The 17,586-nt window shown below is 71.1% G+C and carries 17 protein-coding genes; 5 read left to right on the top strand and 12 right to left on the bottom strand.

Features of this window, described 5'->3' with window-relative positions; translation table 11 throughout:
- The 6 genes from BUB75_RS39500 to BUB75_RS39475 all read right to left on the bottom strand — a co-directional run.
- On the bottom strand, positions 1-1,085 hold a 1,085-nt coding region (locus tag BUB75_RS39500), incomplete at its 3' end, for a methyl-accepting chemotaxis protein (protein WP_143175705.1).
- 136 nt (positions 1,086-1,221) lie between these two features.
- Complete coding sequence (gene araA, locus BUB75_RS39495) at positions 1,222-2,700, bottom strand: L-arabinose isomerase (protein WP_073265115.1); 1,479 nt, start codon at positions 2,698-2,700, stop codon at positions 1,222-1,224.
- 71 nt (positions 2,701-2,771) lie between these two features.
- Entirely contained in the window at positions 2,772-3,782 is a 1,011-nt protein-coding gene (gene yjfF, locus BUB75_RS39490) for a galactofuranose ABC transporter, permease protein YjfF (protein ID WP_073265113.1), read from the bottom strand.
- Positions 3,779-4,807, bottom strand: a complete 1,029-nt coding sequence (locus BUB75_RS39485; RefSeq protein ID WP_073265111.1) for an ABC transporter permease — start codon at positions 4,805-4,807, stop codon at positions 3,779-3,781. The genes yjfF and BUB75_RS39485 overlap by 4 nt, the downstream gene beginning before the upstream one ends.
- Positions 4,804-6,342, bottom strand: coding sequence for a sugar ABC transporter ATP-binding protein (locus BUB75_RS39480; RefSeq protein ID WP_073265109.1), 1,539 nt, complete (start codon positions 6,340-6,342; stop codon positions 4,804-4,806). The genes BUB75_RS39485 and BUB75_RS39480 overlap by 4 nt, the downstream gene beginning before the upstream one ends.
- Positions 6,343-6,408: 66 nt before the next feature.
- The gene (locus tag BUB75_RS39475; protein WP_425430920.1) at positions 6,409-7,374 is read right to left on the bottom strand and encodes an ABC transporter substrate-binding protein; all 966 of its coding nucleotides are present in this window, start codon (positions 7,372-7,374) and stop codon (positions 6,409-6,411) included.
- A gap of 462 nt (positions 7,375-7,836) precedes the next feature.
- On the opposite strand from BUB75_RS39475, the gene BUB75_RS39470 reads away from it, so the two are divergent.
- Positions 7,837-8,832: a substrate-binding domain-containing protein gene (locus tag BUB75_RS39470; protein ID WP_073265105.1), complete on the top strand. Its 996-nt coding sequence runs from the start codon at positions 7,837-7,839 to the stop codon at positions 8,830-8,832.
- Here the strand turns inward: BUB75_RS39470 and BUB75_RS39465 are convergent.
- The 4 genes from BUB75_RS39465 to BUB75_RS39445 form a co-directional block, all read right to left on the bottom strand.
- The gene (locus BUB75_RS39465) at positions 8,829-9,584 is read right to left on the bottom strand and encodes a dienelactone hydrolase family protein (protein WP_073265103.1); all 756 of its coding nucleotides are present in this window, start codon (positions 9,582-9,584) and stop codon (positions 8,829-8,831) included. The genes BUB75_RS39470 and BUB75_RS39465 overlap by 4 nt on opposite strands.
- Positions 9,585-9,652: 68 nt before the next feature.
- A complete protein-coding gene (locus BUB75_RS39460) occupies positions 9,653-11,716 on the bottom strand; it encodes a sensor histidine kinase (RefSeq protein ID WP_178380095.1) in 2,064 nt (687 codons plus the stop codon).
- A 75-nt stretch (positions 11,717-11,791) separates the two neighbouring features.
- Positions 11,792-12,226 (bottom strand): PPOX class F420-dependent oxidoreductase, encoded by a 435-nt coding sequence (locus BUB75_RS39450; protein WP_073265101.1) that lies wholly within the window; start codon positions 12,224-12,226, stop codon positions 11,792-11,794.
- Between the two features lie 103 nt (positions 12,227-12,329).
- The gene (locus BUB75_RS39445) at positions 12,330-12,746 is read right to left on the bottom strand and encodes a DoxX family protein (RefSeq protein ID WP_073265099.1); all 417 of its coding nucleotides are present in this window, start codon (positions 12,744-12,746) and stop codon (positions 12,330-12,332) included.
- A 130-nt stretch (positions 12,747-12,876) separates the two neighbouring features.
- Here BUB75_RS39445 and BUB75_RS39440 point away from each other — a divergent pair, with 130 nt between their 5' ends.
- From BUB75_RS39440 to yidC, 3 genes are all read left to right on the top strand, one after another.
- Positions 12,877-13,521: a winged helix-turn-helix transcriptional regulator gene (locus BUB75_RS39440; protein ID WP_073265097.1), complete on the top strand. Its 645-nt coding sequence runs from the start codon at positions 12,877-12,879 to the stop codon at positions 13,519-13,521.
- A 63-nt stretch (positions 13,522-13,584) separates the two neighbouring features.
- The gene (locus BUB75_RS39435) at positions 13,585-13,878 is read left to right on the top strand and encodes a hypothetical protein (protein WP_143175704.1); all 294 of its coding nucleotides are present in this window, start codon (positions 13,585-13,587) and stop codon (positions 13,876-13,878) included.
- Positions 13,879-13,983: 105 nt separating this feature from the next.
- A complete protein-coding gene (yidC, locus tag BUB75_RS39430; protein ID WP_073265095.1) occupies positions 13,984-14,667 on the top strand; it encodes a membrane protein insertase YidC in 684 nt (227 codons plus the stop codon).
- On the opposite strand, the gene BUB75_RS39425 is transcribed toward yidC, so the two are convergent.
- Entirely contained in the window at positions 14,648-15,355 is a 708-nt protein-coding gene (locus BUB75_RS39425; RefSeq protein WP_073265093.1) for a carbon-nitrogen hydrolase family protein, read from the bottom strand. The genes yidC and BUB75_RS39425 overlap by 20 nt on opposite strands.
- Positions 15,352-16,050 carry a TetR/AcrR family transcriptional regulator gene (locus BUB75_RS39420; protein WP_073265091.1) on the bottom strand — a complete coding sequence of 233 codons (699 nt, stop codon included), beginning with the start codon at positions 16,048-16,050 and terminating at the stop codon, positions 15,352-15,354. The genes BUB75_RS39425 and BUB75_RS39420 overlap by 4 nt, the downstream gene beginning before the upstream one ends.
- A 77-nt stretch (positions 16,051-16,127) precedes the next feature.
- Here BUB75_RS39420 and BUB75_RS39415 point away from each other — a divergent pair, with 77 nt between their 5' ends.
- Positions 16,128-17,582 carry an APC family permease gene (locus BUB75_RS39415; protein WP_073265089.1) on the top strand — a complete coding sequence of 485 codons (1,455 nt, stop codon included), beginning with the start codon at positions 16,128-16,130 and terminating at the stop codon, positions 17,580-17,582.
- The last annotated feature ends 4 nt before the right edge of the window (positions 17,583-17,586 follow it).

The following is a 17,586-nucleotide window of genomic DNA, read 5'->3' as shown; positions in this document are numbered from 1 at the left end:
GCCACCGTCGCATTCGTCGCCGACGCCGCCGTCACCGCCTGCGACGCCACCCCCGCCGCATCATTCGCCGACTGCGAAATCTCCCGAATCGCCGCACCCATCTCCTCACTACCGGCCGCCACCGTCTGCACGTTGCGCGAGACCTCGTCGGACGCCTCCGAGACGACGCCGGCCTGGGTGGACGCGTCCTCGGCGCTGGTGGCGATGTCCTGGCTGACGTTCGACAGTTCGTCCGCGCTGCCGGCGAGCGTGTCCGCGCTCTGGGCGAGCGTGCCGATCGCCTGCCGGACGCCGTCCTGCGCCCGTCCGAGCGAGGCGGCCATCTGCCCGACCTCGTCCTTGGAGTGCACATCGGCCGACTGCGTCAGGTCGCCCGCCGCCATCGCCTCGAGCGTGGCGGACACCCGGCGGAGCGGCCCCACGATCAGCTGGGCGATGACCACACCGAGGGCCCCGGCCACCAGCAGCCCGACCACCAGGACCGTGAGCATCACGACGCGGGCGCTCCGGTACGCGTGCCCGGCCTCCTCAGCGGTGGCCTTCGCCAGCTCCAGGTCGTAGTTCTCGATCTCGTCCAGCCTGTCGGTGGCGGCCTTGCTGAGCTGCTCCCCGGTTCCACGCAGCGCGGCATTGAAACCCGTACTGTTGTTCGCCCGGCTCAGCGGCAGCAGCGTGGCGTCCCGGTACTCCTGCCACTCCGTCCACGCGGTCTTGAACTCGGCCCAGACGGCGGCGTCCTCGGGCCCGGCCTCCTCGTAGTCCCCCTGCCAGGTGAGCATGTCGGCGTCGCTCTGCTCGATCTGGGTCTCCCAGGCGTTCATCGTCGCCGTGTCCTGGGCGGACGCGTGTCCGTTGACCAGCATCCTGGCCGTCGTCGACTCGTTCTTGACCCGCCCGATGGCGACCAGCGACAGGACGTTCTCGTTGTAGAGATGCTGGGAGTCCTTGTTCGTCGTGCTGAGCGACTGCAGTCCGACGATGCCGATCGTCGCCGCGACGATCGCGAGCACGCCCATCGCCAGGATGAGTTTGACCTTGACCGAGCGGTCGGCGAGCCAGCGCACGAGGACGTTACGTGTGGCCACGGCGCGGAACCCCTTCTCAACCCTGGTGCACCCCGCGCGCACCCGGGAGGCAACCCGGGTACGCGACCTCTGCTCGGCCCATCGGGTGGACCGGGCAAAATATGAGGAAAGGATAGCTAGGGTCAATAACGGATGCTCAGAAGCCGCGCGCGAGCCGGTAGTAGGCCTGGTTCCACCGCAGCTCGTTCGCGAGCTTCCGGGCGGTGGTCTCGGCGTCGATCACCACGAGCTCGGTCGACACCATCTCGGCCAGGTCGGTCAGCTCCTCGACGCCGACCGCCGACGACAGCACCGTGTGGTGCGGCCCGCCCGCGGTCAGCCAGGACTCGGCCGAGGTCGCCAGATCCGGGGCCGGCTTCCAGACCGCCCTGGCCACCGGCAGCTTGGGCAGCGGCTGGTCCGGCGCGACGACCTCGATCTCGTTCGCGACCAGCCGGAACCGCTCCCCCAGGTCGGCCATCCCGACGACGACGGCCGGGCCGGGCGCCGCGTCGAAGACCATCCGCACCGGGTCCTCCCGGCCGCCGATGCCCAGCGGGTGGATCTCCACCCGCGGGGTGCCTGCGGCGATGCTCGGGCACACCTCGAGCATGTGCGCGCCGAGGATGCGCTCCTGGCCGGGCGTCAGGTCGTAGGTGTAGTCCTCCATGAACGACGTCCCGCCGGGCGACATCGCCTTCAGCGTCCGCAGCAGGACCGAGGTCTTCCAGTCGCCTTCGCCGCCGAAGCCGTACCCGTCGGCCATCAGGCGCTGCACGGCGAGCCCTGGGAGCTGCTTGAGCCCGCCCAGGTCCTCGAAGTTCGTCGTGAACGCGGAGAAGCCGCCCGCCTCCAGGAAGGACCGCAGCCCCAGCTCGATCCGAGCGCCGTAACGGAGCGATTCGTGCCGCTCGCCGCCGGCCCGCAGCTCCGGCACGACCTCGTAGCGCTCCTCGTACTCGGCGACCAGCTTGTCGACCTCGGCGTCGCCGGTGGCGTCGACGGCCTCGACCAGGTCGTTGACGCCGTAGGTGTTCACCGAGACGCCGAAGCGTAACTGCGCCTCGACCTTGTCGCCCTCGGTGACGGCGACGTCGCGCATGTTGTCGCCGAACCGCGCCAGGCGTAGCGTCCGCATCTCGGCGAAGCCGAGCGCCGCCCGCGCCCACGCCGCCACCCGGCGGCCGACGCGGGGGTCGCTGACGTGGCCCGCGACGGTCTTGCGGGGCACGCCGAGACGGGACTGGATGAAACCGAACTCGCGGTCGCCGTGGGCGGCCTGGTTCAGGTTCATGAAGTCCATGTCGATCTCCGCCCACGGCAGGGCGACGTTCGCCTGCGTGTGCAGGTGCAGCAGCGGCTTGCGGAGCGCGTCCAGACCGGCGATCCACATCTTGGCCGGGGAGAACGTGTGCATCCACGCGACCAGGCCGACAACCTGCGGTGCCGCGTTGGCCTCCTGGCAGATCTTCAGGATCGCGGCGGCGTCGGTGAGCACCGGCTTCCAGACGATCGTCACCGGGGCGTCGCCCGCGCCGAGCTGGTCGGCGATCCGCCGGGACTGGTCGGCGACCTGGTCCAGGGTCTCCGGCCCGTACAGGCCCTGGCTGCCGGTGAGGAACCAGACCTCGCTCATGTCGGCCACCTTTCGTTGTGAACGTTCACATCTAGCGGCGCCCGGCCGGAGCCGGGTCGCGGGAAGGGAAACTAGGGCTCTCGGCGGGTGACGATCCGCTGGAGCAGGATGAACGCGAAGAGCAGGCCACCGATGACGATCTTCGTCCACCAGGAACTGAGCGTGCCCTGGAACGTGATGATCGTCTGGATCAGCCCGAGCACCAGCACGCCCAGCACGGTGCCGACGAGGAAACCCGACCCGCCGCTGAGCAGCGTGCCGCCGATGACCACCGCGGCGATCGCGTCCAGCTCCATGCCTTGGGCGGTCAGGCTGTAGCCGGTCGGCGTCTCGAAGCTGTAGAGGATGCCGCCGAGCGCGGCGCAGAGGCCGGACAGCGTGTAGACGCCGATCCGGGTCCGCCCGACCGGCAGCCCCATCAGCGCCGCCGACTGCTGGTTGCCGCCGACCGCGTACGTGTTGCGGCCGAACCGGGTGTAGGCGAGCGCCAGCGCCGCGACGATCGCGATGCCGATCGCCAGCATCGCGCTGGGCGAGAGCCGGAATCCGCCGAAGTGGATCCGGTCGGTCGCGGTCGTCTTCCAGAACTCGTCGGTGATCGGGATCGACTTCGTGCTGATCAGGTGCGCCAGCCCGCGCGCGGTGAACATGCCGGCCAGCGTCGCGATGAACGGCTGGATGTCGAAGAAGTGGATGATCGCGCCCTGCGCGAGGCCGATCAGCGCCCCGACCGCCAGCACGACGACGATCACCAGCAGCGGTGACCACCCGGCCCGCAGCAGCGCGGCCGCGATCACCGTCCCGAGCGCGAGCACCGCACCGACCGACAGGTCGATCCCGCCGGACAGGATCACGAACGTCATCCCGATCGCGACCGTGAGCAGGTGCGCGTTGTCGATGAAGATGTTCAGGACGATCTGGGTGTCGGAGAAGCCCTCGTAGTTCGCGACGCCGATGCCGTACATGAGACAGAGCAGCACGAGCGTCGCCAGCACCGGTACGTACCGGGAGTTGACACCGTACCGGCGGGCGCGGGCGACCTTGGGACGGTCGATCCGGGGTTCCGTGGTCACGCTGGTCATGCCGCCACCTCCACGGACTTGCGTCGGCGTCCCCTGAACACCTTCGCGCGGAACGCCGGCGACTGCGCCAGGCAGAGGACTACCACCACGACCGCCTTGAACAGAAGTGTGACGTTGTTGGGGATGCCGGTCGTGTAGATCGTGACGTTCAACGCCTGGATCAGGACGGCGCCGAGCACGCTCCCGGCGATCGAGAAGCGTCCACCGGTCAGCGCCGTGCCGCCGATCACGACCGCGAGGATCGCGTCCAGCTCGATCAGGTTGCCCGCGTTGTTGCCGTCGGCGCTGGAGATGTTCGAGCTGATGATCAGCCCGGCCACCCCGGCGCAGAACGCGGCGAACACGTAGACGATGAGCGTGAGCCGCCGCGCCTGGATGCCGGCCAGCCGGCTCGCGGTCGGGCTGCTGCCGACCGATTCGATGAGCAGGCCGAGCGCGGTGCGGCGGGTGAACAGGACGGTGGCCGCGACCACGACCGCCGCGATGATCACCGCGACCGGGATCGTGAGCCAGTACCCCGCGCCGATGGTGCGGTACGGGTCGGACCGGACGTTGATGATCTGGCCGTCGGTGATCAGCTGGGCGATCCCGCGACCACCGACCAGCAGGATCAGCGTCGCGATGATCGGCTGGATCCCGACCACCGCGACCAGGATGCCGTTCCAGAGGCCGAGCACCAGTGCGACGCCGAGCGCGACGCCGACCGCCGCGAGCACACCGCCGACGCTGTTCTGGTCGGGCAGGTTGCTGATTCGCAGGCAGGCCACCGCGCCGACGATCGCGATCACCGAGCCGACCGACAGGTCGATCCCGGCGGTCGCGATGACCAGCGTCATGCCGAGCGCGACCAGAACGAGCGGCGTGCTGCCGCGAAGGATGTCGATCAGCGAGCCGTAGAGGTGCCCGTCCTGCAGCCGGATCGCGAAGAAGTCCGCGCTGAAGAACAGGTTGGAGCAGAGCAGCAGCACCAGCGCCGCCGCCGGCCAGAACAGACGGTGCCGCGTCAGGGTCGAGAAGCGGTTCATTCGCCTGCTCCCGTCGTCGTGCCGCTCGCGATCGTCGCGAGGATCCGGTCGACGTCCACCTCGTCGGTGTTGTCGAGCTGCTCGACCAGCCGCCGGTCGCGCAGGACCGCGATCTTGTGCGACAGCCGGAGCACCTCCTCGAGTTCGGCGCTGATGAACAGCACCGCCATGCCGTCACCGGACAGCTGCGCGAGCAGCTTCTGGATCTCGGCTTTGGCCCCGACGTCGATGCCGCGGGTGGGCTCGTCGACGATCAGCAGCTTCGGTTCGGTGATCAGCCAGCGGGCGAGCAGCACCTTCTGCTGGTTACCGCCGGAGAGGTTGCGGACCTGGCTGTCCGGGTTCGCGGGTCGGATGTCGAGCGCCGCGATGTACTTCTCGACCAGCTCGTCCTGGCGGCTGCGGGGAATCGGGCGGGACCAGCCGCGCGCGGCCTGCAGCGCCAGGATGATGTTCTCCCGCACGGTCAGCTCGCCGACGACGCCCTCGGTGCGGCGGTTCTCGGAGCAGAACGCGACCCCGTGGTCCATCGCGGTCCGGGGGCCGCGCATCGTCACCGGTTCCCCGGCGACCGTGAACGAACCCTGGTCGGCTTTGTCGGCGCCGAACAACAGGCGGGCCAGCTCGGTCCGGCCGGAGCCGAGCAGGCCGGCCAGCCCGACGACCTCACCCTGGTGGATCGTCAGCGAGAACGGCTCGATCGCGCCGGTGCGCGCCACATCGGTGGCGGCGATCACCGGCTTGCCCTGCTCGAGCGCGGCGACGGAGGGCTTCTCCTGCTCCTCCAACTCCTCCAGCACGGCGAGATCCTTGCCGATCATCGCGCTGACCAACTGCGACTGCGGCAGGTCGGCGACCGTGTACTCGCCCACCCGGCGGCCGTTGCGCAGCACGGTCATCCGGTCGGCGATCTCGTAGACCTGGTCGAGGAAGTGCGAGACGAAGACGATCGCCAGGCCCTCGCTCTTGAGCCGCCGCATGACGCGGAACAGCTGGTCGACCTCGGAGGCGTCCAGGCTGGACGTCGGCTCGTCGAGGATCAGCACCTTGGCGGAGATGTCGACCGCCCGCGCGATCGCGACCATCTGCTGGATCGCGATCGAGTAGCTGCCGAGCAGCGCGGTGACGTCGAGGTCGAGGTCGAGGCCGCGGAGCAGCTCGGCCGAGCGGCGGCGCATCTGGCGCCAGCCGATCATCCCGAGCGTGCGCGGCTCGCGCCCGATGAAGACGTTCTCCGCCACCGACAGGTTCGGGCAGAGGTTCACTTCCTGGTAGACGGTGCTGATCCCGGCGCGCTGGGCCTGCAGCGGGCCGGTGAACCGGACGTCTTCGTCACTCAGCCGGATCGAACCGGCGTCGATGTCGTAGACGCCCGTGAGCACCTTGATCAGCGTCGACTTGCCCGCGCCGTTCTCACCCATCAGCGCGTGGACCTCGCCGGGGAAAAGACGGAAGTCCACGTCGGCGAGCGCCACGACGCCGGGGAACACCTTGCCGACGCCCAACATCTCGAGGATGGGTGCCCGCTCCCCCATGAGTACTCCGTTCGTCGATGCGCCCCGGGTAGGCCGCGGCGCGACCTACCCGGGGTGGTGATCAGATCAGTACTTGCGGTCGGGCAGAGCCGCCTTGGCCTGCTCCTGGGTGAACGTGGTCTCCTCGGTGAGGACCCGCTTCGGGACCTCCTTACCGTCGAGAACCTGCTTGGCGAGGTCCATCAGCTGGTTACCGAGCAGCGGGCTGCACTCGACGATGAAGTTGATCTTGCCGTCGGCGAGAGCGGTCATCCCGTCCTTCACCGCGTCGACCGTGATGATCTTGATGTCGACGCCGGGCTTCTTGCCCGCCGCCTCGATCGCCTCGATCGCGCCCAGGCCCATGTCGTCGTTGTGCGCGTAGAGCACGTTGGCCTCGGGGTGCGCCTTGAACAGCGCCTCCATGACCTCCTTGCCCTTGGCCCGGGTGAACTCCGCGTCCTGGGACGCGACGATCTTGATCTTCGGGTCGGCCTTGATCGCCTCGGCGAAGCCCGCCTTGCGGTCGTTGGCCGGCGCGGAGCCGGTGTTGCCCTCGAGCTGGATGACGTTGACCGGGCCCGGCGCGGCCTTCGCGTCGGCCACCAGCCACTCGCCGGCCTTCTTGCCCTCGAGCACGAAGTCCGAACCGATGAACGTCTCGTAGAGCGAGGTGTCCTGCGAGTCGACCGCGCGGTCGGTGAGGATGACCGGGATCTCGGCGTCCTTCGCCTCCTTGAGCACCTGATCCCAGCCGGACTCGACCACCGGCGAGAACGCAATGATGTCGACCTTCTGGGCGATGTAGCTGCGGATCGCCTTGATCTGGTTCTCTTGCTTCTGCTGGGCGTCCGAGAACTTCAGCTCGATGCCTGCGGCCTTCGCCGCCTCCTGAATGTCCTTGGTGTTCGCCGTACGCCAGCCGCTCTCCGCGCCGACCTGGGCGAAGCCCATCGTGATCTTGCCGTCGTCGTTCCCGCTGTCCCCGCCGCAACCGGCCAGCCCAGCGGCTACCAGTAATCCGCAGGCAATCGCTGCGGACACTTTTCTGATCACTACGTCCTCCCGAGTCGAACGAGCATCGCCCCGCGCGGGCAGCGCGGCCGGTCCGGTGATGTGACCGGAACCGCCCCGCGATGTGACCGCTAACATCAACGAGTGACCGCTCACATCCGCGGCCGGGTGTTACTGGTGGTGCAGCAGTCGGATTCCGCCGATGCCGACTCCGGTGGACCGGAGACCGGCGGCGAAAGCCGGTGTGGCACGGGTCACGCGCCTGTGTTCCGAGAGTGTTACCGTTCTCATTCGGCGCGTCAAGAGTTCTTCGGAGGGGCGTTACCGGTCTGTTGCCGTCTGGCTTCCCGCCGGTAGCGCCCAGCGGAGAAGTCCGCGTCACGATCACCGCACCCCGGACCACCGGGCACGCATCGGTACGATGTGAGCGATCACAGGGAACGACTGGGAGGTCCCTTGTCCGCACCCGAGAGACCTTCCGAGCGACCGCGCACGACGATCATGCGCGACGTCGCCCGCCTAGCCGGGGTTTCCCACCAGACCGTGTCCCGCGTCCTCAACGAGCACCCGAGCGTGCGCGAGGAGACCAGAGCGCGGGTGCTGGAGGCGATGCGGGCCCTCAACTACCGGCGGAACCTCGCGGCCCGCACGCTGGCCACCCGGCGCTCCGGCATCCTCGGGCTGATCGGGTTCGAGAGCACGCTCTACGGCCCGGCGTCGATGCTGTACGGCATCGAGGACGCCGCCCGCGCCGCCGGGTACTTCGTCAGCGTCGTCACCGTGCGATCGCTGGACCGGACCGCGGTGCTGGAAGCCGTCGACCGGCTCTGCGCGCAGGCAGTGGAGGGCATCGTGGCGATCGCGCCGAAGGAGTCCGCGGCGCACGCGCTCGCGCAGGTACCGGACGGGCTCGGGTGCGTCGGCGTCGGTGGTGCGGGTGAGAGCGGCGTGCCGAGCGTCCGGATCGACAACCGGGCGGGCGCGGCGCTCGCGACGCAGCACCTCCTCGACCTCGGGCACCGCACCGTGCACCACGTCGGCGGGCCGGCCGACTGGCCGGAGGCCCGTGACCGGATCGACGGCTGGCGTACGACGCTGTACGCGAACGAGCGGATCGTGCCGCCGGTCGAGCCCGGCGCCTGGACCGCGGACTCCGGCTTCGAGCTCGGCACCGCGCTGGCCAGGGACCCGTCGGTCACCGCGATCTTCTGCGCGAACGACCCGGTGGCGCTCGGCGTCCTGCGGGCGCTGCACGAGGCCGGGCGGCGGGTCCCGGACGACGTCAGCGTGGTCGGGTTCGACGACGTCCCGGAGGCCGGCTACTTCCTGCCGCCGCTCACCACCGTCCGGCAGGACTTCGCCGAGCTGGGCAGGCGAAGCCTCGAGGTGATGTTGAGCCAGTTGAACGAGGACGGTCCGGCTACCCGAGACGTCGACGGCGTGCTGCTGGAGCCGACGCTGGTCGTACGGGGGTCGACGGCGCCACCGCCCGGCTAGGCCTGCTGGAGTTTCCGCTCGAAGAGTTCGAGCAGGTTACGCCAGTGCCGCTCCAGGCCGGTCGGGTCGTAGACCGTGGTGTCCGACATCGTGAAGCCGTGCTCGGTGCCGGGGTAGACCTCCGAGCGGTAGGTCACCCCGGCGGCGTCGAGCGCCTGCTCGAGCGCGGCGACGTCGTCGGGCGTCATCGACGGGTCGTGCTCGGCGTGCCCGAAGTAGAACTCCGCCTGCGCCTTGCCGGCCAGCCGATGCGGGCTGTCGTCCTGGTCGGTGACGAGCCGGCCCGCGTGGAAGCTCGCGACCGCCGCGACCCGGTCGGGGAACGCGGCGGCGGTGACGACCGCGAGCCGGCCGCCCATGCAGTAGCCGGTGATGCCGATCGGGCCGTCGGCCACGTTCGGCTGCGCGGCGAGGAAGTCCAGATAGGCGGTGGCGTCCCGGAGTGCGACGTCCCTGGTCAGTGCCGCGATCAGCGGCATGACCCGGCCGAACGCGGCCTTCCGGCCCTCCTCGGACGTGAGGTCGGCGGCGTCCGACGCCGACGCGGGCCCGCTGCGGTAGAAGACGTTCGGCAGCAGGACGTAAAAGCCGTCGTCGGCGATCGTCCTGGCCATGTCCTGCAGCACTTCGCGCGGACCGAACGCGTCCATGTAGAAGAGCACGGCGGGGAACGTCCCGTTCCCGTCCGGGAAGGCCGCGAACCCGTCGGCAACGCCGTCCGGCGTCGGAATCTGCACTGGCGTGAAGCCCATCGGCCCTCCTGCTCGACCTGGCGAACCCTCATCCTCACCCGTGGAGGTCGCACCCCGGCGCCCGGGGGTCACTCGTCGTCAGGGGCCGCCGTCGGCAGCCGGATCACCATCGTGGTACCCGGGTCGGTGTGGGTCGCACCGATCCGGCCACCGTGCCGCTCGACGATCGCCCGCGTCACGACCAGCCCGAGACCGGTCCCCGGAACACCGCGCTCCCGCGCCGTCGAGGAACGGAAGAACCGCTGGAAGAGCCGGTCGCGCTCGGCGGGCGGGATCCCGATTCCGGTGTCCGCCACGGTCAGCGTCGCGACGCCCGCCTCCTCGACCAGCCGGACCGTGACCCGGCCGCCCTCGTTGCTGTACTTCACCGCGTTCGACAGGACGTTGTCGAGCATCTGCCGGAGCCGCTGCGGATCGCCGTGCAGCCGCAACCGGTCGGGCAGGTCGGCGACGAGGGTCACCGCGCGCCCGTCGGCCGCGGCCCGGACCGCCTCGATGCCTTCCCGGGTCAGCTCGGCGAGGTCGGTGTCCACCGGCCGGATCGTGATGTGCCCGGACTCCAGCCCGGCCAGGTCGAGCAGGTCGTTGATGATCGCGGTCAGGCTCTCGGTGTTCCGGCGAATGACGCCGAGCAACTGCGGCCCGCTGGTGGTCCAGCACTCCGGATCGTCGGTGAGCAGCTGCGCGTACGTGGTGATCGACGTCAGCGGCGTCCGCAGTTCGTGCCCGACCAGCGCGAGGAAGTCGTCCTTGGTGCGGGCCAGCTGGAGCGCGAGCTCCTCGGCCCGCCGCCGCTCCAGGTAGTGCCCGAGGTGAGCCGCGATGCCGACCAGGTGCGCGGTGAGCGCCACCCGGTCCTCGTCCAGGGTGTCCGCGTAGAGCGCGAGGACGCCGACCACGGCCTCGGCGCTGCGCACCGGCACCGCGAGCGCGGTCCGCAGCCGGCGGCGGGCCGCTCCCTCGACGTCGAACCGGCTCTCGGTCGCGATGTCGGGCACCCAGACCGGCTCGCCGCGGAGCCACGTCGTTCCGGCCAGCCCCTCACCGCGACCGAGCTGCGTGGACATCAGGCCCGGCCGGTCGAGGTCCCCGTCCGTCCAGGACGCCGCCGGGCGCAACACCTCCGGCACCGGATCGACCAGCCACAACTCCGCGTGCGGCCAGTGCAGCGACCGGGCGACGGCGTCCACCACCTGACGGGCCGCGTCGGCGACCCGATCGGCCTCAACCAGCGCGCGGGACACCGCCAGCGCGCACTCCTGGAAGCGTTGCGCCCGGCGCTGTTCGGTGACGTCGTGGAGCGCGACGACGACGCCCATCACCGCACCGGCGACCGTGATCCGCTCGGCGTTGGCGACCAGCATCCGCGGTGGACGGCCGGGCCGGAGCAGCCGGAGGTCGACGTCCCGGACCGGCTCACCGGCCAGCGCGCGGGCGGTCGGGTGCCGCTCGCTGGTGAGCGGCCGCCCCTCCCCGTCCCGCAGGTGGTCGACGGCGATCGCCGCGGCGTCGGGCGGCAATTCGCCGTCGAGGTCGAGCATCCGGAGCAGCGCGGTGTTGCCGAACATCGTGCAACCCGCGGCGTCGCAGGCGAACACCGCGGTGTCGAGGCTGTCGAGCAGCGCCTGCAGGAACAGGCTGTGCGGCCCGGCCTCCGGCGCGTCCGGGTCCCGTCCGGTCAATTCTGACGGGGTGGGCGTCGTCAGCGCCGGAAGCCGGGCGGCTCGGGCGGCGACGCCCTGCAACGCGCCGACGTCGGCCGCCGACCAGTCGCGCGTCCGGGCGTCCACCGCGCAGACGACGCCGACCACCCCACCGTCCGGGCCTCGCAGCGGGACGCCCATGTAGGCGGCGACCCGAACCGAGGCCCCGCTCGGCCGGGACCGGGGGTCGTCGCCGGTGTCCCCGACGACGACCGGTGCTCCGCTCGCGACGACGTCCTGGCAGAACGACTCGGTCACCAGGATGCGGCGGGACGCGGACAGTGGCGGGGTGAGACCGTGCGCCCCGACGAATCGGATCCACTCCCCGTCGACGAGCGTGACCAACCCGATCGGCACGTCGACCGCCGCAGCGGCGGCGCGGGCGACCGCATCCAATTCGTCGCTCGGCGCGACTGACGGTGCTGCCACGGTCCGGAGCCCCCGATCGTCGCGAATATCACTTTCGCGTACAAAAGGGAAGCCTATCAAGGCTTTCGGTGCTTATCATCGCACCTTGGCGCCATACACCTTTTCGACCTTCAGTGTCATCAGCACGCGTCGGTCGGAGACCATCACCGAGCGGTACTCGTCCCAGTCCGGGTGCTCGCCCGCGGCGGCACGGTAGTAGTCGACGAGAGCCTCGACCTCGGGGCCCTGCGGGTCGGTGCCGGGGCCGATGAGCGTCACGGTGCCCTCGGCGGTCGCCCACGCCCAGCCGTCCGCGCTCGTCACCTCGAGCGATGCCCGGGGGTCGCGGCGGAGGTTCGCGGTCTTGGCGCGGCCCTCGGTGATCGACACGTAGATGACGCCGGCCTCACGGTCGTAGTACGGGGTGACCGGGGAGAGCTGGGGCCGGCCGTCGGCCTTGATCGTGGCGAGCACGCCGAGGCGGCTCTCGGCGAGGAGAGCGTGCAGGTCCAAACCTGTGGCAGCAGTCATACTCGCGGCAACCCACCGGCCGGGGCCGGGTATTCCGACGATCACCGCGCTTCACGACGCCGGGCGCCCCGGCCGGAGCCGGGGCGCCCGAAGGGTAGGCGGTTCAGCGCCGCCGGGCGAGCGTCGTGGCGAGCGCGACCGTGCGCGGCCAGCGGCCCCAGGCGATCAGTGCGAAGAGGACGCCGAGGACGAGCGGCGTCGCGAGGTAGGCCGCCTCGTCGAGGACGACGACCTGGACGAACGCCGCGCCGAGCATCAGCGCGACCAGACCGATCGCCGCGGGACCGGCCAGGGCACCCACGAGCAGCCCCAGGCCACCGGCCACCTCGACCACGCCCACGAAGTACCGCAGCCAGTCACCGGCGCCGATGTCGTCGAAGAGCTGCACCGCGGTCGCCTCGCCGAACAACTTCGGCAGCCCCGAGGCCACGGCCATGAACAGTCCGAGCAGAACCTGCGCGACCCAGAGCGTGCGGTTGATCGGGCGAGTGCGGTCGGCGGCGACGTTCAACGTGGTCATGACGACCAGTCCTCTCGAGAGTTTCGGGGCGCCGTCCGTTCGGCGCTCGACCCGGCTGTGCCGTGCTCGAAGCAAGCTTGCAAAAAACAAGCAGACTTTGTCAAGCGAAGTATGCGGTAGGATCGAGAGCATGACGCAGCAACGGGCTTACGGGCAGTTCTGTGGATTGGCCCGCGGGCTGGAGATCGCCGGCGAGCGCTGGGCGCTGCTGATCGTCCGGGACCTGCTGGTCGGGCCCCGGCGATACACCGACCTACGCCGCGGGTTGCCGCGGATCCCGACGAACATCCTGGCCGCGCGGTTGAAGGAGCTGGAGGCCGCCGGCGTCGTCGAGCGGACCGTGCTCCCCCGCCCGGCCGGGTCGGTGGTGTACCGGCTGACCGAGTACGGCGCGGACCTGGAACCGGTGGTGATCGCGCTGAGCCGGTGGGGCGCTCGCGCGCTCGGCGAGCCACGCGAGGAGGAGATCGTCACCCCCGCGTCGATGATCATGGCGATGCGGACGACGTTCCGCGCCGAGCGCGCCGAGGGCGTGACCGTCGACTACGAGCTACGGATGGGCGAGATCGCCCTGCACCTGCGGGTCGAGGACGGGGCGCTCGCCGCCGCGGAGGGGCCGAGCCCGGAGCCGGACCTGGTGATCGAGGCGGGCCCGGCGATCCGTGCGCTGATGGCGCGGGAGGTGACGCCGAAGGAGGCGATCGCGGACGGCTCGGTCGCGGTCACCGGCGATCCGGCGCTGCTCGACCGCTTCGTCGAGCTGTTTGCGATTTAAGGGCTCCGGGGTGGCTCGGCATCGTTCGGCCGGAGGGTGCGGGGCGGACCTACACTCGGCGGCGTGAACGCGTTCGGCCACCTGCCCCGTGCGGTGGTGACGCTTGCCTGTCTTGCCGGCCTGATACTGCTGGCTCAACCCCACGCGGGCGGTGGCGCGCTCACGTTCGTCGCGGTGGCGCTGGTCGCCGCGCTCGCGTTCCGCCGGTACGGCGTCCGGCTGTCCGTGCCGACACCGGCCCGCCTCGCCGCCGGCGCACGGCGCGCCGAGTACCGGGGCGCGCCACGTCTGCGCGACCCGGACGCCCGCGGCCGGCTGTCCCGCCCTCGCGCACCCTCCGCGGCTCCGGCCGCGTAGCGCCGCCCCTCCCCCGCTGCCCGCCGCGCCTCGCGTGGCCGGCCAGTACGGACGTGCGCGCACGCGGCCCTCCGCCTCGTCCGTCGCCGGCCCCGGAGGGTCCTCATGTCGTTCGGTTTGCCCGTCTCGCTCGCCTACTCCGTCGTCGAGTCTGCGTCCACCCTGCTCAGCCCACTCTTCGGCGGCGCCGCGACCGCCGCCGCGATCGTGCTCGCCACCGCGCTCGTCCGGTTGCTGCTCATCCCGCTGACGTTCCGCCAGATCGCGGTCGAGCGGCGTCGCGCCCGGCTCGCGCCCCAGGTGACGACGCTCCGCGGCAAACATCGCGACGACCCGCTGCAGGCCGCGACCGAGGTCGCCGCGCTCTACCGCGCCGAGGGCGTCGGGGCGCTGCCCACGCTGCTGCCGCTGCTGGTCCAGGCGCCGTTCTTCCTGACGCTCTACTCGCTGTTCACCGCCTCCACGGTGGACGGCGCGCCCAACGCGCTCCTCGGCCACGCGCTGGGCGGCGTCCCGCTCGGTGACCATTGGCGCGACGGCGCGCTGCTCGGCGTCCACGGCCTGGTCTTTGCGGTTGTTCTGGGGTTGTTCGTGGTGACGGCCACCGTCACCGCACGCCGGCTGCGCCGGCTGGGCCAGCCGGCCTGGCTGAGCTACATCCCGTTCGTGTCGGTCGTGTTCGCGGCGACGGTTCCGCTGGCTGCTGCGCTCTACTTGCTCACCAGCACAATCTGGACGACGCTCGAGAACGTGTTGCTGCGCGACCGGCTCATCCGTCCGCCAGCGTGACGACGAGTACCTCGCCGGGCTCGGTCCCGGCTCGGGCCACCTCCGAGCCGTCCGGCGCCCACAGCGCGGAACCACCGGCGGCCGGATCGAAGCCGCCGCCGGTCGACCCGGCGTAGCTCGCGATCGCCACCCATATCCGGTGCGCGGCGGTGATCCGGCGCGCCCGGGCGGGCTGGACCCCGGCGTCCTCCCTCGTCTCCAGCACCCCGGCGAGCAGCGCGTCGATGCCCAGCGCAGCGGTGTCCGCGGCGTGCTGCGGTACCCCGGTGTCCTTGCAGATCGCGAGTCCGAGGCGCCACCCGTCGACGTCGAGAACGACCGGCCCCGGCCCGGGCGTGTAGTGCTCGGGCTCCGCCCCACCGAGGTACTGCTTGCGGTACGCGACCCGGACGCCGTCGCCCTCGACCGCGAGCATGCCGATCGACCGCCGGTCGCCGCTCTCGACCGGCGCCCCGGCCAGCGCCAGCGTTCCGGTCGCGGCGCAGGCGTCGACCAGCGGGGCGAGCCGCGGATCATCCGTCACCAGCGGCAGCGCGGCGAACTCGTACCCGGTCAGCGACATCTCCGGGAACACAACGACCCGAGCGCCCGCCGACCGCACCGCCTCCGCGTGCGCGGCGACGTTCCCCTCGACGTCGAACGACGTCAGCCACGGCTGCGCCAGCCCGAGCACCAGCTCCGGTTTCATCGGTCGCTGCCGAGGCGCTGGGCAAGCCCGTCGAGCAGCAGGTCGAGTGCGGCCGGGTAGGCGCTCCCGCGCATCGTCTCGGCCAGCGCGGTCGCCGCGGAGGCGATGTGCGGGTGCGTGTCCGGCGACAGCCGCGCGTAGACGTCGGTCCAGACCGCGTCGTCGGCGTCCTCGGTGCCGCGGGGCAGCGCGAACGCCGCGGCGTCCAGCGCGGCGAAGCCCAGCGTGAGGTCGATGAACGCGTGGTAGTGCCGCGCGGCGTCGTCCGGGGCGAATCCGGCCGAGCGCAGCACGCCCAGGCCCAGCTCGACCACCCGGATCTCGTGCGGTCGTCCGGTGACCCGGGACGCGGTGAGGACGGCGGTGCGCGGCTGCGCCACCGACGCCGAGTGGATCCGCAGCCCGAGTTCGCGCAGCGTCTGCCGCCAGTCGGGGCCCGGCGTGAAGTCGGAGAGGTACTTGCCGATCAGGTCGTCGGCGACGGCGCGCACCAGGTCGTCGGTGTTCCGGAAGTAGCGGTAGATCGCCGACGGGTCGGCTCCCAGCGCCGCGCCGAGACGCCGGACGCTGAGCCCTTCGGCGCCGTGCTCGCGGACCAGCCGGATCGCGGTCTGCACGATCAGGTCCTGGCTCAGCACGGTTCCGCTCTTGGTCGGCCGGTGGCGTCGCCGGGTCGTCGTCATCCGCTCGGACATCGCGGCTCCTTCGGGTCGGCGGCGCCTTATGACAACAGTATTGACCCTAACGCCTCTCCGTCGGTTCGATCTGCCGTATGGACGACCAGCCAGCATTGACCCGCTCCCTCGGCGTCGTCGACGGTGTCGTCATCGCCGCGTCCAGCACCGCCGCCACCACCAGCATCGCGATCGGCACCGGCGTGCTGGCCTCGATCGTCGGACGGCAGGTGCCGATCCTGCTGTTCCTGGCGTTCCTCCCGATCCTGGGCATCGCCGGCGCCTACGCCCGGCTGAACCGCTCCGAGCAGAACTGCGGCACCGGCTACACCTGGGTCGGCCGCACGATGGGGCCGTGGCTGGGGTTCCTGGCCGGCTGGATCCCGCTGGCGGGCACCGTCATCTTCCTCGCGTATACGACCGCGATCACCGGGTCGCTACTGATCCAGTCGGCCGAGAAGCTCGGCTTCACCGCGCTGGACCCGAACTCGACCGCGCAGTGCACGGCGCTAGGCCTAGGCGTGCTCGCGCTGCTCACCTGGACCGCCGTGCTCGGGGTCTCGCACGCGGCCCGGTTCCAGAAGTACCTGCTGATCTTCGAGTACGTCGTGCTGGCGGCGTTCTGCGGCTGGGGACTCGTCGTCGGTGACCAGGGCTTCTCGCTGTCCTGGCTCAACCCGTTCGCGATCGACTCCGCGTCGGCGCTGGCCCAGGGCCTGGTGCTCGCGGTGTTCTTCTTCTGGGGCTGGGACTCCGCGTTCAGCGTCACCGAGGAGACCCGCAATCCGGGCGACGCGGCCCGCGGCGGGTACATCGCGCTGTTCACGATGCTCGGCCTGTTCCTGCTCGGCGCGATCGCATTCCAGCGGGTGCTGTCCACCGACGAGTTGGTTACCAACGGCGCGCAGGGCCTGACGTACTTCGGGGCGAAGCTCGCGCCGGAGCCGTGGGCCACGCTGCCGCTGCTCGCGCTGATGTTCTCCGCGGTCGCGTCGGTGCAGGCCGGGGTGATCCCGACCGCGCGGCTCGCGCTGGCGATGAGCCGCGACCGGACGCTCGGCCCGATCTGGGCGCGGCTCTCGCGCCGCGGCACCCCGGCGGCCGGGACCATCGTGATGGCGGTGATCGCCGGCTTCGTCGCCGTGCTCGCGTTCGCGATCCCGACGCTGAGCGAAGCGATCCTCGCCGCGGTGAACACGATCGGGCTGCTCGTCGCGCTGTACTACGGGCTGACCGCGATCACCGCCGCGGTCCGGTTCCGCGGGCTGTTGCGCGGCGGGATCCGGGAAGCGCTCGGCGCGGTCGTGGTGCCGCTGGTCTCCGGGATCGTGCTGCTCGCGCTCGGCGTCTATCTCGCCGGGTACTACGCGACGCTGAGCACCGAGTGGGCGATCGGCGCCGACAACGGCTGGTTCAGCCTCGCCGCGCCGGGCGTCGTCCTGCTGCTGGGGCTGGTGGTTGCCGCCGTCGCGAAATGGCACCGCCGCTCGCCGTACTTCACCCGGCGCTCGGCGTCCACCGAAGACACCCTCGCACCGACGATCGGACACTGAACCA

The organism is Cryptosporangium aurantiacum, assembly GCF_900143005.1.
Taxonomy (GTDB): Bacteria; Actinomycetota; Actinomycetes; order Mycobacteriales; family Cryptosporangiaceae; genus Cryptosporangium; species Cryptosporangium aurantiacum.
The sequence above is the reverse complement of the archived record's forward strand: the minus strand, read 5'-3'. Positions and strand labels throughout refer to the sequence as shown.

Bases quoted from the DNA above. Each gene is read 5' to 3' on its own strand.
- yidC (WP_073265095.1), top strand. From the start codon at position 13,984: ATGTCGTTCGGTTTGCCCGTCTCGCTCGCCTACTCCGTCGTCGAGTCT.
- yjfF (WP_073265113.1), bottom strand. From the start codon at position 3,782: ATGACCAGCGTGACCACGGAACCCCGGATCGACCGTCCCAAGGTCGCC.
- BUB75_RS39480 (WP_073265109.1), bottom strand. From the start codon at position 6,342: ATGGGGGAGCGGGCACCCATCCTCGAGATGTTGGGCGTCGGCAAGGTG.
- BUB75_RS39470 (WP_073265105.1), top strand. From the start codon at position 7,837: ATGCGCGACGTCGCCCGCCTAGCCGGGGTTTCCCACCAGACCGTGTCC.
- BUB75_RS39465 (WP_073265103.1), bottom strand. From the start codon at position 9,584: ATGGGCTTCACGCCAGTGCAGATTCCGACGCCGGACGGCGTTGCCGAC.
- BUB75_RS39445 (WP_073265099.1), bottom strand. From the start codon at position 12,746: ATGACCACGTTGAACGTCGCCGCCGACCGCACTCGCCCGATCAACCGC.
- BUB75_RS39425 (WP_073265093.1), bottom strand. From the start codon at position 15,355: ATGAAACCGGAGCTGGTGCTCGGGCTGGCGCAGCCGTGGCTGACGTCG.
- BUB75_RS39420 (WP_073265091.1), bottom strand. From the start codon at position 16,050: ATGTCCGAGCGGATGACGACGACCCGGCGACGCCACCGGCCGACCAAG.
- BUB75_RS39415 (WP_073265089.1), top strand. From the start codon at position 16,128: ATGGACGACCAGCCAGCATTGACCCGCTCCCTCGGCGTCGTCGACGGT.
- BUB75_RS39450 (WP_073265101.1), bottom strand. From the start codon at position 12,226: ATGACTGCTGCCACAGGTTTGGACCTGCACGCTCTCCTCGCCGAGAGC.
- araA (WP_073265115.1), bottom strand. From the start codon at position 2,700: ATGAGCGAGGTCTGGTTCCTCACCGGCAGCCAGGGCCTGTACGGGCCG.
- BUB75_RS39485 (WP_073265111.1), bottom strand. From the start codon at position 4,807: ATGAACCGCTTCTCGACCCTGACGCGGCACCGTCTGTTCTGGCCGGCG.
- BUB75_RS39440 (WP_073265097.1), top strand. From the start codon at position 12,877: ATGACGCAGCAACGGGCTTACGGGCAGTTCTGTGGATTGGCCCGCGGG.